We start from the raw sequence: 14,797 nt of genomic DNA on the forward strand, positions 1-14,797 counted from the left end.
GAACGACGATTCTCAATGCGAATTGCCTTTCTGAATCTTGTTTATTACGAATCCGCTTCTTGTGGTGGAAATATCCCGTAAAACAAGGGGTGTTACGATGGCCGTCGCGATGGATAAATCGCTCGATTTCGTGTGCGGGCCGGGTAATTGAGAGAAATATTCGAAATTGAAAATTACCTTTTATTGCGGTTTCTTAATAACGCGATAAAATTGCCTCTATTCGGCGATACGGACCGTTCCGATGAATTTTTCATCTGCGAGCCGGGCCGCTATCCTTGCTCACTACAACACAACCCTTGTTTGGGGCGCGAACGCCCTGGCTCACATGACCGACGCTAACGACGCACTGATCGCGCAAGCGCAACAGCACTTCACCGCAGGCCGTTTCGACGCGGCCGGGCAGGTTCTGCAATCGATCCTGCAAACGACGCCCGATCACGCGGGCGCTCTGGAAGCGATGTCCTTCGTCTGGTCGGCGCGCTCGGATTACGTGCGCGCGGCGGAATTTGCGTGGCGCGCGGCGCTTCCTGCCGCCACGACTGCGGACCAGTTGCAGCATGCCGCGCGCATCTGCCAGCTCGCGCAACGTCACGCTGACGCCGTCGCGCTCTATGACCGGCTGCTCGTGCTCGTGCCCGATCACGCCGCATCGCTGCACGGCGCGGCCATGTCGCTCGTGCAACTTGAGCAGGGCGAGGCCGCGCTCGAGTATTTCGCGCGCCTCACGCGCCGCAATCCGAAAGCGCCGGAGGTGCACTACAACCGCGGCACGCTGCTCGGCCAGTTGGGTCGCTACGACGAAGAACTCGACGCTTACCGGCGTGCGATCGAACTCAAGCCGGATTTCGTCGCGGCCTGGACGAATCTGGGCGTTGCCTTACGCGACCTGCATCGCTTCGACGACGCGTTGCGCCACTTCAAAAAAGCCCTGTCGATCGATAACAACGACGCGGGCGCGCGTACGAATCGCGCACAAACCAATCTGCTGCTCGGCGAATTCGAGCATGGCTGGCGCGAATATGAATGGCGCTGGCGCGACGGCACCATGTCGCATGGCTTGCCGGACGCGACGCAATGGAAGGGCCAGCCGCTCGCGGGCAAGACCGTCTTCGTGCACGCCGAGCAGGGGTTCGGCGACACCGTGCAGTTCGTGCGTTTTGTCGAACGCCTGCATGGACAAGGCGCGAACGTGATCGTGCAGGTGCAGGACGAACTGGTGGAGTTGCTGCAAGGCGTGGCCGGTGCAGCAAGCGTGATCGGCAAAGCGTCGCCAGTCCCCGCGTTCGACTATCACCTGCCGATGTTGAGCCTGCCGCACGCGCTCGCGTTGCGCAAAGAGGATTTCGCACCATCAGGGGCGTATCTGCACGTCGACGATGCCACGCGCGCCACGTGGTCCGATGTGATCGGCGTAGAGGAGGGTGTTGAAGCAGGTGGTAAGCGGCGCTTGCGCGTGGGCGTGGTCTGGTCGGGCAATACCACGCATTTGAACGATCGCAATCGCTCGATGCCGCTCACGGAACTCTTGCCGCTGTTCGGCGCCGACGCGCGCTTCATTTCGCTGCAAAAAGATCTACGCGAGCGCGACCGCGCAAGTTTCGACGATCTCGTGCAACGCGGGCGCTTGATCGACGCCGGGCCGCGCCTGACGACGTTTTCGGCTACGGCGGCGCTGATCGCGCAGCTCGATCTGGTGATTGCCGTCGATACCGCGGTTGCGCATCTGGCCGGCGCGCTCGGCAAACCGGTGTGGATCGCGTTGCCGTTCACGCCCGACTGGCGCTGGCAAATGCATCGCGAAGACAGCCCGTGGTACGCGAAGGCGCGCCTGTTCCGGCAGACTCGCCGCAACGTATGGGAAGACGCGGTGAAGGCCCTCTGTAAGGCCATCGACGCGGAAATTGCGGCACACGCCAGCTGAGCGCCGTCTTTCGAAAACGGGGCGCAAACGCGATGTGAAAACGGTGCAACAGGTCAATTTTTACGCGGTCTTACAGCTCCGCCTTAACGAAAAATTGACGCCGCGCCATACCCCGCAAGGCTGAGCGCCAAGTTCGGCTGTTCACGTCCTGCGCCCGGTTCGCTGCTATTCCTTACCAACGATTAGCAGGGTCCCCTTTGAACTGTAAATTGCAATCGGAATCATTCGCATTTATCGATATGATCGCGGCCTTTGATGCATATTGGGTCGCGAGACCCGCCATTACGCTGCGGAAACCGATAAATGAACCGAACCACCTCTTCACCCGCGCAGGCCTTCCGCCTGGCGCCGCTCGCTGCCGCGGCGCTGGCGCTTGCGAGCCTGTCCGTGCAGGCGTATGCCGCCGACGCATCGAGCGATACCGGCGCTGCCAGCACCACGGATAGCGCCAAATCGTCGTCGGTGCTGCCTGCTGTGAACGTCAAGGCGGCGCGCGACACGCTGCCGGGCGATCTCGCGCCGGCCTACGCGGGCGGTCAGGTGGCGAGTGGGGCGCAGATCGGCGTGCTCGGCAAGCAGAAGATGATCGACGTGCCGTTTTCGGTGACGAGTTACACCTCGAAGCTGATTCAGGACCAGCAGGCGCAGACCATCGCCGACGTGGTCGCCAATGACCCGGCCGTGCGCACGGCGCTGGGCTACGGCAACTTCTCGCAGACGTTCATCATCCGCGGCTTCCAGGTCTATTCCGACGACGTGGGCCTCGACGGTTTCTACGGCCTCACGCCGCGCCAGATGGTCGACACCGGCGCGATCGAGCGCGTCGATATCTTCAAGGGCGCCAGCGCCTTCGTGAACGGCGCGTCGCCGGGCGGTTCGGGCGTGGGCGGCACGATCAACGTGCAGACCAAAGTGGCCGACGACAAGCCCCTTACGCGCGTGACGGTGGAAGGCAGCGCTTCGGGCGAACTCGGCACGCACGTGGACGTGGGCCGCCGCTTTGGCGACAACGACCAGTTCGGCATCCGCGTGAACCAGACCGTGGTGGGCGGCAGCACGGCCGTGCAGAACCAGGACAGCCATTCGCAGCAGACCGCAATTTCGCTCGACTATCGCGGCGACAAACTGCGCCTCTACGCCGACTTCCTCTATCAGAAGAACAACATCACGGGCGGCCGCTCGGGCGTGTTCGTGACGGGCGACGAGATGCCGGCGACGCCGTCGGCAAGCTACAACGCTGCACAGCCGTGGACGTACTCGAAGCAGGAAGACACGGTCGGCATGCTGCGCGGCGAATACGACATTGCGCCGAACTGGACCGCTTACGCAGGCATCGGCTCGCGCCACACGACCGAGCTTGGCCAGTACGAGTCGATCTACTACGACAACGGCTCGTCGGAAGGCTATCGCATGGGCGACACGCTCAAGGAAAACGCGATCTCGGCGAATGTGGGCGTGCGCGGCAAATTCGACCTCGGCCCGGTCTCGAACCAGGTCAACGCGGGCTGGCAGATCAACCGCATCGCCGAATACGCCGCCTATGACATGACCGGCTATTTCCCGACGAGCCTGTACAACGCGTCGGCGATTGCGTTCCCGTCGGCGAGCTATAGCGGCGGCAACTTCTCGGATCCTGGCCTGACGACCTCGATCCTGATGCGCAGCTTTGTGGTGTCCGATACGCTCGGCTTCTTCCAGAACCGGCTGCTGTTTACGATTGGCGCCCGTCATCAGGACATCCTCGAAAACGGCTACGGCTACGGCACGGAAGTGCAGAGCTCGAACTACAACGACTCGGCGACGACGCCGATTTTCGGCGTCGTCTACAAACTGCAGCCGAACCTGTCGATCTACGCAAACCGCGCGGAAAGCCTGGTCGAAGGCGGCATCGCGCCCAGCGGCACGGCCAACGTCGGCCAGGTGATGTCACCGTTCCGCGCCAAGCAGTACGAAGCGGGCGTGAAGTACGACGCGAATCACTACGGCGCGGCGCTCGCGGTCTATCAGATCAAGCAGCAGGTGGCGTACACCAACAGCGTCACCAATATCTACGAAACCGATGGCATCCAGCAGCACCGTGGCGTCGAATTCTCGATGTACGGCGAGCCGGTCAAGGGCCTGCGCCTGATCGGCGGCGTGTCGTACATCAACGCGAAACTCGTCGATACCGGCGACAGCACGGAAGAGGGCAATCGTCCGATTGGCGTGCCGGCATGGACCTTCAACGCGAACCTCGAATACGACGTGCCGCAGGTCAACGGCCTCACGCTGATGGGCCGCGCGATCTGGACCAGCTCGCAATACCTGAACACGGCGAACACGCAGAAAGTGCCGTCGTGGACGCGTTTCGACATCGGCGCGCGCTACAAGACGCAGATCGCGAAGCACGACACCAGCTTCAATGTGATGGTCACGAATCTGGCGAACCGCTCGTACTGGTCGTCGGCGCTTGGCGGCTATCTGACGCAAGCCGAACCGCGCACGGCGTGGTTCTCGGTGACGACGGACTTCTGATGCCGATGAGCGGCCCCGCTGCAACGGGCCGCTCTCGCTAACTCAGCGCCTTGCGAGTTTGTTCATTCGCCATCTACTTTATTTATCGAGTGGGATGGCGAAAGCGATCTGTCCGGTTTATCGCGACAGATCGAGCAGGGCGTTGGAAGCCATACGCAGCGGGACTTCGGCCCATCCAAACGGCTGAAATCCCGCGTATGCGGCTGTGTATCGAAGGTGGCTTCGGCGTAAGCCGCGCGTTTACCCTCGATGTCGCCACGACCTGCGTTTTTTGTATCGTTGAATCCTATGCACAGGGCATGGTTCACGGAGACAACGCATGTTCAAGTGGTACACCGAGCTGACGAAGCCGGAAAAGCGGACGTACTGGGCGTGTTTTAGCGGCTGGGGCCTCGACGCGATGGACACGCAGATGTACGCGCTCGCGATTCCCACGCTGATCGCCCTGTGGGGCATGACGCGCGGCGAAGCTGGCTTGTTGGGCACGACGGTGCTGATCATGGCCTCGATCGGCGGATGGATCGCGGGCATTCTGGCCGATCGCTACGGACGCGTGCGCATTCTTCAAATCACGATCCTGTGGTTTTCGGCGTTCACGCTGCTGTCCGCCTTCACGGATTCGTTCTGGCAACTGATGGTCACGCGCGGGCTGCAAGGCCTGGGCTTTGGCGGCGAGTGGGCCGTGGGCGCGGTGCTCATCAGCGAGACCATCCGCCCGCAGGTACGGGGCCGCGCGGTCGGCTCGCTGCAGGCGGGCTGGGCCGTTGGGTACGGCGTGGCCGTGCTGCTTTCCACCCTCATTTTCAATACGCTCGAACCGGCGCTGGCGTGGCGCGTGCTGTTCGCAATCGGTCTGCTGCCGACGCTGCTGGTGCTGTGGATCCGGCGTTACATCGAAGAAGCGCCGGTATTCGCGCAAACGCGCGCCGCAACCGCCGCCGATCGCCCGAGCATCTGGGCCGTGTTCGAGCGCCCGCTGCGCGCCACCACGTTCAAGGCGATCCTGCTCACATTCGGCATCTACGGCGGCAACTACGTGATGATCACGTGGCTGCCGGCTTATCTGAAGCTCGTGCTGCACCTGTCGATCACCAACGTCGGCGGCTATCTGGCGATCAACATTCTGGGCTCATTCGCGGGTGCATTTCTCAATGGCTGGATGGCCGACCGCTTCGGACGTCGCCGCACTTTCATCGTCATCGCCTGCCTGCAGGCCGTGGCGGTGGCCGTCTACACACTCACGCCGATCACGTTGCCGGTCACGCTGTTGCTCGGTTTCGTGCTGGGCACGCTGCAATCCGGTACGGCGGCTGGCACCGGAGCCTACCTGGCGGAGCTGTTCCCGACGCGTATCCGCGCCTCGGCACAGGGCTTGTGCGGCAACGCGGGACGGGCCGTCGGCGCAATCATGCCGACGCTGGTGGGCGTGCTCGGCGCACGCGTCGAGCTTGGCGCGGCGATGGGATTGTGCGCCTGTGCGTCATATCTGCTCGTCGTGACGGCGGCGATGCTGCTGCCTGAAACGCGTGGCCGCGATCTCTCGCAGGTCGATGGCGGAAGCGAAACGGCTGCTTCCACCACGCCCGGCGAGACGACGATGCGCACCGCGCCTGTCTCCAGCGACGCCCGTTAAGCGTCCACGGATTCAGGATCCGGGCAGGCTCAGAAAGCAGGGCGCTTGAGGATCGATTGGGAACGTCTTGAAGAGCGGCGCACGGGTCGTGCAAAGGGGCGTGGATTACCGGGAAAAAAGCTGATACTGTGCGACGCACACTATCCCGGCAATCTATGCCGCTTGCATCTTCGAGTCTCCGATATGGACGAATTGCTTGAGCGCCTTTCCCAGAAAGTTGTGGCCGCACAGAACCTGGAAGGCCTTGTGCGCCCATTGCTCGAAATGCTCGGGATACTCACCGGACTCGAATCGACCTATCTGACGTCGATCGATTTCAGCCGCGAAGTCCAGACCGTTCTTTACTCGCGCAACGAGGGACGGGCGCAGGTGCTCGAAGGCCTGCAGGTGCAATGGTTCGACACCTTGTGCAAGCGCAGTCTGGAGAGCGGGCGGCGCGTCGTCAGCAACGTCAAGGAAATATGGGGCGATTCGCGCGCCGCGGCCGATCTGGAGATTCGCACCTACGCGAGCGCGCCGGTCTGCGCCGAAAACGGCGCGGTGATCGGCACGATCTGCGGCATCAGCCGCGAAAGTCTGGAAATCAGCTCAAGGGCGCGCAGTGCGCTCAATGTATTCGCCAAGCTGATTTCAGAGCATATCGAACGCGAACGTCTGATCGAGCAATTGACGCTGGCCAACGAGCATCTCGCACGCCGCGCGCTGATCGACGACATGACCGGCTTGCCGAACCGCCGCGCCATGCACGAGGAGCTTGGCCGCATGCTGGCGAATTCTTCGAGCGACCAATCGTATGTCGCGGTTTGCATCGTCGATCTGGAGGGTTTCAAGGCGCTCAACGATCAACGCGGGCACGCTGTGGGCGATCAGTTTTTGCAGGCTTGTGCGGATCGGCTGTTGGCGGCGGCTTCGGATAGCGGGCAGCTTGCGTATATCGGCGGAGGCAGGTTTGCGTTTGCTGGATCGGTATCGGATGAATTTGCGCAGGCTTCGGTTCAGGCCGAAGCGATCGCAGAGCGTTTGTCTCGCGCGACTGCGGGCGATTATGTGTTGCCGAGCGTGAGCTTGAATTACTCAGGCGCGCCGGCGGGTGGCGTGGCGGTCCGGTTTCTCACGGTGGCTCAGGCGCTGGATCAGGCGGATCAGCAGATGTATCGCGTCAAACGCGCTCGCGCTGCCGCGCGGGCGGGGAAAAGTGCGTGGGCGTTTGAGTGAGGCTGGTGGTGGGTGGCGCTGGTTTGCACTCCGGTAATTATTTAACATAAGATAAATTATCGAAGTTTTTTGTGTTGCGGCTTTTTAGAAATGTCCGGTTCTGGCTCATTAGAAATGTCCGATTCCTGCCCTGATTGACGCGCACGCTTGCGCGATGCGTCGACCAGGGGCGAACCATGAACGGACGTGAGCTGATCACGGCAAGCATGCGCGAACTTGAGCGGGTCAAGGTAATCGAGGCGGTTGTTGACGGCCGTCTGCGCTGTTTTCAAGCGGCTGAGCGGCTGCAACTCAGCGAACGGCAGATCAGCCGGCTGTGTCGGCGCTATGAGGCTTGCGGGCCAGCCGGCCTGGTCTCGACCAGGCGTGGACAGCCGAGTAACCGGGAATTGCCCGTCGATCTGCGGGCCCGGGCCATGGCGCTGGTGCGTGAGCGTTACGCCGATTTCGGGCCGACGCTGGCCTGCGAGAAGCTCGCTGAGTGCCACGGGATTGAGCTGGCCCGGGAGACCGTACGTCGATGGATGCGCGATGCGGGTCTGTGGATTCCACGCGCGCAGCGCCCGCCGAAGGTCTACCAGCCCCGGGCGCGCCGGGCGTGCCTCGGCGAGCTGGTCCAGATCGACGGCAGCGACCATCGCTGGTTCGAGGACCGCGCACCGGCCTGCACGCTGCTGGGCTACGTCGATGACGCGACGAGCCGCCTGATGCACCTGCACTTCACGGCCACCGAATCGACCTTCAGCTACTTCGAGGCCACGCGGGCGTACCTGGAACGTCACGGCAAGCCGGTGGCGCTGTATAGCGACAAGGCAAGCGTGTTCCGCAGCGTCAAGGCCCACGAAACGGGCCGCAGCGTGACGCACTTCGGACGCGCCATGTACGAGCTGAACATCGACACGTTCTGCGCCAACAGCAGCCCGGCCAAGGGCCGGGTGGAACGCGCGCACCTGACGCTGCAGGACCGGCTTGTGAAGGAACTCCGCCTGCGCGGCATCAGCACCCTGGCGCACGCGAATGCGTATGCGCCCACCTTTATGCAGCGCTACAACGCACGGTTTGCGAAGCCGCCGCGCAGCACGTTCGATGCGCACCGGCCACTGCGCCCGGACGAGGATCTGGACGCCCTGCTCACCTGGCGCGAAACGCGGCGCGTCACGAAGGCGCTGACGGTGCAGTACGACCGCGTGATGTACCTGCTCGACGACACGCCGGAGAACCGCAAACGCGTGCATCGCTACATCGAGGTCTGGGAGTATCCGGACGGGCGCATCGAGATCCGCGCCGATGGCCAGGTCCTGCCGTACCGCGAGTATGACCGGCTCACCGAGGTGGACCAGGGCGCGGTAATCGAGCACAAGCGCCTGGCGCACGCACTCGCGGTCGCGCAGGCCCTGCAGGCGCAGCGCGATGACAGGCGGGCGTCGGGGTCGCCCTCGCGCACGAACCAGGGCCAGCCCGTGCGGGCCGCGAAGCGGCGAGCGGGCACGAAGACGACGCGCGAGTTCACGCAGGCGGACATGGACGCGGTGATTGTGAAACTGGCGCAGGCCGCAAAGACAGGTTCAAAGCCGGACGCAAAACCGGGCCGACGGTCTGCAAAGGCCCGCTGAATGGGCACAGGCACCCTGCTGCGTCAAACGCTATCCTTCAACACGGAGTGACGATCGAACAGGTGAAAGATAGAAGCAGATCTCGTTAAAACCGGACATTTCTATTGAGGCGGAGACCGGACATCTCTATCTGGCCATGACATTTGTTTGTAGTGGCTAAGTTAAAACGTCCGCTTTTGACCACGTTCAAATGTCCGCTTTCAGCTTGATCTGAACAGCCCGGCTGCGCTCAAATCGCCATCGCCTCAACACGACGATTAGGCGCATCAGCCGCCTTACGGCGTGAGCGAACCGTCCGAACCGAGCGAACCAACAGCCTCGTCAGTTCCGTCTCGCCAGATTGCAGGCCCTTGCGATCACGACGCGCTTCGCGTGCACGCCGTTTGGCGTCTTTCTCAAGAAACACCACGAGCGAAGCCTCGCCATTCTTGAGACCGTGTCGGCGCACCCCGAAAATCGCATTCGCCAGTTCACCGGCCTCGAATGCGTCGATGATCGCCGGATGCACGTAACACTTGCGGCAAACCGCCGGCGTATTTCGCAGCAGCTGCGAAACTTCCTTGATGGTCCCCACGATCTGTTTGCGCGCTTCGGTCACTGTCGCCCATTCGAGCTTGCGCAAGGCCGCGAGCGCAAACACACTCCCAGCCCACGTGCGATAGTCCTTGGCCGTGAAATCCGCGCCGGTTGCCTCGCGCAAATACGCGTTGACGTCGGCCGACCCAACGACATGGCGCGCGCCATCGGCATCGAGATACTGAAACAGATCCTGACCCGGCAGATCCATGCAGCGCTTCATGATGCGCGCGATACGCGCATCGTTCACGGCGACATCATGCTCGATGCCGCTCTTGCCGCGAAACTTAAAGCGCAGCGTGCCAGCCGACACTTTCACGTGTCGCTTGCGCAGCGTCGTCAGGCCATACGAGTGGTTTTCGCGCGCATATTCCTCGCTGCCAACCCGTATCAGCGTCGTATCGAGCAGCCGCACCACGGTGGCGAGCACCTTGTCGCGCGGTATGCCGTCGAGCGCAAGATCGCGTTTGACGCGTGCGCGCAGCTTCGGCAACACCGCGCCGAAGGACAGCAGCCGCTCGTACTTGTCGGCGTCACGCGTCGCGCGCCACTCAGGGTGATAGCGATATTGCTTGCGGCCGCGCGCATCGCGGCCGGTCGCCTGGAGATGCCCGCGCGGATCGGGACAGATCCAGACCTCGGTGTAGGCCGGTGGAATGGCCAGTGAATTAATGCGGTGAATGTCCCGTTCGCTGCTGATGCGCTTGCCTTGCGTATCGAAGTACGCAAAAGCGCCCCGGCTCCGCTTGCGGGTATAGCCCGCGCGCGAATCATCGACGTAGCGCAGTCCAGCGGGAAGATTGTCTAGCGAAGGATTCAGGGCGTCTTCTACCGCGCTGACGACTTCGGCGCACTCGTCAACGCACGCTTCGGGGCACTTTTGCATTTTCGCCACGGTTTCCTCCGACTATTGCCATCTCTGCTTTGCGAAAGCCCCCGCAACTCGCGTGCCGCCGACCTCCCCTCGATCAAACCGCCTGCCGGGCGGCTTCCATCAGCGCCAGATGGCGCAGCAGCTTGGTCACCATCGCCGCCACGATCAGCGAGAGCACCACGAAAAATATCGCGAGCGGCGTGAGCGACTGGATGGACACGAAGCCGGCAAGCGCCATCATCGCCGACGACACCAGCAACAGCGCACAGCCAAGAATGGCGCTGGTCAGCCCGGCAATGTGCGGAAACAGCGAATTGCCCTTGGCCATCAGCGTCGGATACATCGCACCGGCGCAGAAGCCCATCACCAGCACCGGCGTCGCGAGCGTCCAGACCTGCAGACCCACCGTCAGCGCGAGCACCAGCATCGTGATCGACGACGCTGCCATCACGCGCGTGCCAATCCGCAGGCGCTGCTCCGGCGTCGGCAGGCGCGGGCCGTGCAGACGGTTAGACAGCCCGCCCAGGAAGTACATCATGCCGATGCCGAGCGCGAGATAGCCGAAAAACGTGGGTGGCTTGTGCAAGGTGCTCTGCACCATGAACGGCCCGACGATATTGAATACCAGCAGGATGCTGTAGCACAGCCCCTGGGCCAGAAAGCAGCTTTGAAACACCGGGCTGGACAGCACTTTGCCCGCATTGCGCATGAGCGTACGCGGTTCCAGATGAACGGGCTGCCGCAGCGTTTCGCGATAGCGCCACAGCACCGTCCACATCACGAGCGAACAGACCAGCAGAAACACGAGGCACGCCTGCCAGCCAAACCACGTTTGCAGATGCGCGCCAATCACCGGCGCGACGATCGGTGCAAGGCCCCACGCGATCGACATATAGGTGAACGCGTGCATCAGCGCCTGACCGGAGAAAGAATCCGTGATGATGGCCTTGGCGAGCAGATTGGTGGTGGCAATACCGAAACCCTGCAGACAGCGAGCCGCGAGGAACAGGCCGATATTGGGCGCGGCCAGCGACAGCACGCAGCCAATCGTGTAGATGACGAGGCCGCCTGCCAGCACGCGCTTGCGCCCGTAAGCGTCGGCGATTGGCCCGAAGATCAGTTGCCCTAGCGCGTAGGCCGCCATATAGCCGGAAACGCTCGACTGGATCGCCTGCGACGAGGTGGAGAAGTAATGCGCCATCGCAGGCAGCGCGGGAACATAGACGTCAATGGCGAACTGACCGGCCGAGGCGAACAGGCAGATCAGAAACAACAGAAAACGAGGTGTGTTCGATGCAGGGGTCACAGCGATGGTGCGGTCTGCGCAATCGTGGCTCATGAGTCCGTCAAGGTTGCAAATTCGGCGCACATACTAGCATCGCTTTGGCCGATGCTCCTGGACTCTGTCGCCGGGCAATCGCGCCCTGCCCGCGCCGCCCGCCTTTAAAGCTGCGAATCGAGCAACGCGACTGTGCGTTCTAGCAGCTTTTCAGGAAGCGGACGGTTACGCCATGCCTCAAGCGTGATACGTCTGGCATTGCGGATATCGTCATCGAAAATCGCCGTCTGTTGCCGTGCGAAGCCGCGGTCGTAGATATTCAGGTTGGCTTCGTCGTTGAGCTTGAACGACCGGCTGTCGAAATTGGTCGAGCCCACCGACACCATATATTCGTCGACCACCATCAGCTTGCAGTGGAACATCGTCGGCTGATATTCGTACATTTGCACGCCGGCTTCGAGCAGCGCGCCCCAGCACGCGCGTGAGGCCTCGCGCACCGTATGGGTATCGATACGCTTGCCGGGCGTGATGATGCGCACGGCCACGCCGCGCTTCGCGGCTTCGACGATGGCGTTGATGGTCAGCTTGTCCGGCACGAAATACGCGCTCGATAGCTGGATCGAATGCGTCGCAGCGGTGATGGCCATGAGGTACATCAGCTGCATGTCGTCGCTGCCGCCCGACGGCGAGCTGCTGAACATGTGCGCGAAGCCGTCGCCCGCGGCGGCGAGCTGCGGAAAATACCGTGGGCCGTGCAGCACGTTGCCGGTCGCCTTGACCCAGTTGTCCATGAACACGGCCTGCATGTGCCCGACCGCCGGGCCTTCGAGGCGAAAATGGGTATCGCGCCAATGTTGCTCGTCCTGCGCGTCGCCGGTCCATTCGTCGGCAATGCCCACGCCGCCCGTAAAGCCGATGCGCCCGTCGATCACGAGCAGCTTGCGGTGCGTGCGGTCGTTCATCCTGCCAAGGCCGGTCCAGTGCGGCTTGTGGTACTGGATCACCTCCGCGCCCGCCTCGCGCAGCAGGTGCAGATAGCGCGGATCCATTTTTGAGGAGCCGATCCAGTCCAGCAGAACGTGGACGGCAATGCCCGCGCGTGCCTGCTCGGAGAGCGCCTGCGCAAACCGTTCGCCGATTCCGCCCGACCAGTAAATAAACGTTTCGAAGGTTATGGTGTGCCGCGCCGCACGAATCGCGTCGAGCATGGCGGGAAAGATCCGGTCACCGTTGACTAGCACCTCGAAGCGATTGCCGTCGACCACCGGCGGCCCAAGCAGCAGGCCCATCGAGCGCGTGAATTGCGGGTCGTCGCTGGCGTAGAGCCGGTCGATCTTGTGTTCGATCTTCTTTTCACCGCTCGTCAGGTTGGCGATCACCAGTACGGTGATCAGCGTGACGACTACAGTCAGCACGATCAGGGCAATCGTCGCCATGCACGGGCCTCGCGTTGCGAACAGGGTTGAGCGAACTCTCCCTAGCATGCAATGGTCCCGGGCTGCGGAATCGATTTGGCCCCTTACAGGTGGACGCGAGAACTACCCCGCGCCCATCCCCACCCGCCCGATCAGTGATCCGTCAGCCCCAGCATCTTGTCGAAAAACACGCTGGCCAGAATGCCTGCGACAAAGCCATTCCTCGGCGTGCCCGCATAAGCAGCGTTGCCCCACGTGTTCGTATTCCACGTCCGCATCACATACGGGCTCAGAATAATGCTGCGCGTGAGCGCGATATTCGCGTCGAGTTTGAGCCCGTATTGCGTGCGACCCACCGTATAGCCGGTGCCGCCCGCCGCCAGATTCTCCTGCTTCAGATATTCCTGCTCGTGCGGCGTCAGCGTCGCCCAGTTGAACGAGAGCGAAATGCTGTCGTGCGGGCGGCTGCGCAGCGGCGCTTCCAGGATCACACCGGTGCTGCCGGTCATGGCGAGGCCCGTCGTCGCGTGCGAATCGAAGCTGGCCGTCGCGGTTGCGAATAGCGAAACGGCGGTCGGGTCCGGCGCGCTGGAATTGCCGCCATCGGGACGATAAATTACCTGACGCCCGCCAAAATACATCCCCGACGTGCCCTTGTGCGTGCCCAGCGTGAACGGGTCGGTCTGCGTGCGCGTGTTGTAGTAGAGCATCAGTTCGTAGCTCTTCGGGAACGGATCGGTCTGATACGTCGTGCGGTACGTCACGTTGGCCAGATAGACATTGCTGTCCGGCACGCTGTCGGTCCATTCCCAGCCGTTTGTGAACGGAAACGCCGGATTCGAGCGCCACATGCCGCCCTGCACCGACCATTCGGGCGTGAAGTTATAGCGCACGCGGCCGCCCCAGTTCACGTAGATCGGCGGATTCATGCCCGCGTTGTCCTGCAGGATCGCGCTCTGGCAACCAAAGCCCTGGTTGCACACGGGAGCCCCAAAATACAGCCCCGGATTGCTCTTGCCGACTTCGACGTCAAGCTTGTCGTGAAACGCCTTTTGCTCCCACGTGAACATCGCGAGGTGCGAAACCTTCGGCACGTAGGGGCCGGGCTGCCCGCCCAGCACGTCGCCCACCTGCGTGCCCCACCCCAGGTTATGCGTGAACGGCACGAACAGTTGCTGGAAGTGGATCGTCGCGCCCGGGAAGCCCGCGATCTTTTGCAGATCGAAATCGCCGCCGACGGCGATGAAGGTGAGCGCTTCGTGATTGCCGGTCTGCTGGCCGACGCTCGGGTTGGCGAGATACATCTGCACGAGATTGAACGTCGGCGTAAAGCCCCAGTTATTGAGCTTTTCACCGATGCCGGAGAGCGGGCCCTGGCGCGGGCTTTCGGGCGGTTCCGGCGTGGCATTGCCGATGTGCGAAACGCCCAGTTGATCGGTCGACGGAATGCCCTGCTGCACGGCAGGGCGATCAGTGGAAGCCTGCTTGATGGTGCCGTCGTTGGCTGCGAGCGTCAGCGTAGCAGCGCGTTTTTCGACCGTTTTATCGGCCTTTTTCGCTGAGTTTGCGACTGCGTCCGAAGCGCCCACAGGCGCACTCTGCGCATAGACCGCGCCGCTTGCGATCATCGTCGCCAATGCAATCGACGAAATTCGCAGATTCATTTTTTTCTGAGTATTAAGGATTCCAAACCGATAAATCGTCATTATTGTCGTCTCCAGTATTTTTAAGGCAAAGCGATCCCCACCGCGCCTCTC

The 14,797-nt window shown here is 62.3% G+C and carries 9 protein-coding genes; 5 read left to right on the forward strand and 4 right to left on the reverse strand.

What is annotated here, in order from left to right; all coding sequences use genetic code 11:
• The first annotated feature begins 325 nt into the window (after window positions 1–325).
• The 5 genes from F3J17_RS24960 (at window position 326) to F3J17_RS24980 (ending at window position 8,896) form a co-directional block, all read left to right on the forward strand.
• Window positions 326–1,921, forward strand: a complete 1,596-nt coding sequence (locus F3J17_RS24960; protein WP_167065332.1) for a tetratricopeptide repeat protein — start codon at window positions 326–328, stop codon at window positions 1,919–1,921.
• A gap of 303 nt (window positions 1,922–2,224) precedes the next feature.
• Window positions 2,225–4,435, forward strand: a complete 2,211-nt coding sequence (locus F3J17_RS24965; RefSeq protein WP_167065335.1) for a TonB-dependent siderophore receptor — start codon at window positions 2,225–2,227, stop codon at window positions 4,433–4,435.
• 319 nt (window positions 4,436–4,754) lie between these two features.
• Window positions 4,755–6,068 carry an MFS transporter gene (locus tag F3J17_RS24970; RefSeq protein WP_167065338.1) on the forward strand — a complete coding sequence of 438 codons (1,314 nt, stop codon included), beginning with the start codon at window positions 4,755–4,757 and terminating at the stop codon, window positions 6,066–6,068.
• 183 nt (window positions 6,069–6,251) lie between these two features.
• Window positions 6,252–7,283, forward strand: coding sequence for a GGDEF domain-containing protein (locus F3J17_RS24975; RefSeq protein WP_167065355.1), 1,032 nt, complete (start codon window positions 6,252–6,254; stop codon window positions 7,281–7,283).
• Window positions 7,284–7,459: 176 nt separating this feature from the next.
• Window positions 7,460–8,896, forward strand: coding sequence for an ISNCY family transposase (locus F3J17_RS24980; protein WP_167065358.1), 1,437 nt, complete (start codon window positions 7,460–7,462; stop codon window positions 8,894–8,896).
• Window positions 8,897–9,125: 229 nt separating this feature from the next.
• Here F3J17_RS24980 and F3J17_RS24985 read toward each other — a convergent pair whose 3' ends face one another.
• The 4 genes from F3J17_RS24985 to F3J17_RS25000 form a co-directional block, all read right to left on the reverse strand.
• Window positions 9,126–10,358 (reverse strand): DNA topoisomerase IB, encoded by a 1,233-nt coding sequence (locus tag F3J17_RS24985; protein WP_167065627.1) that lies wholly within the window; start codon window positions 10,356–10,358, stop codon window positions 9,126–9,128.
• An 82-nt stretch (window positions 10,359–10,440) separates the two neighbouring features.
• A complete protein-coding gene (locus F3J17_RS24990) occupies window positions 10,441–11,685 on the reverse strand; it encodes a multidrug effflux MFS transporter (RefSeq protein WP_167065361.1) in 1,245 nt (414 codons plus the stop codon).
• A gap of 104 nt (window positions 11,686–11,789) precedes the next feature.
• On the reverse strand, window positions 11,790–13,061 hold the full coding sequence (cls, locus tag F3J17_RS24995) for a cardiolipin synthase (protein ID WP_167065364.1): 1,272 nt from the start codon (window positions 13,059–13,061) through the stop codon (window positions 11,790–11,792).
• Window positions 13,062–13,192: 131 nt separating this feature from the next.
• Window positions 13,193–14,704 (reverse strand): carbohydrate porin, encoded by a 1,512-nt coding sequence (locus tag F3J17_RS25000; protein WP_167065367.1) that lies wholly within the window; start codon window positions 14,702–14,704, stop codon window positions 13,193–13,195.
• Between the last annotated feature and the right edge of the window lie 93 nt (window positions 14,705–14,797).

Source organism: Burkholderia sp. Ax-1719, assembly GCF_011753055.1.
Classification (GTDB): domain Bacteria; phylum Pseudomonadota; class Gammaproteobacteria; order Burkholderiales; family Burkholderiaceae; genus Paraburkholderia.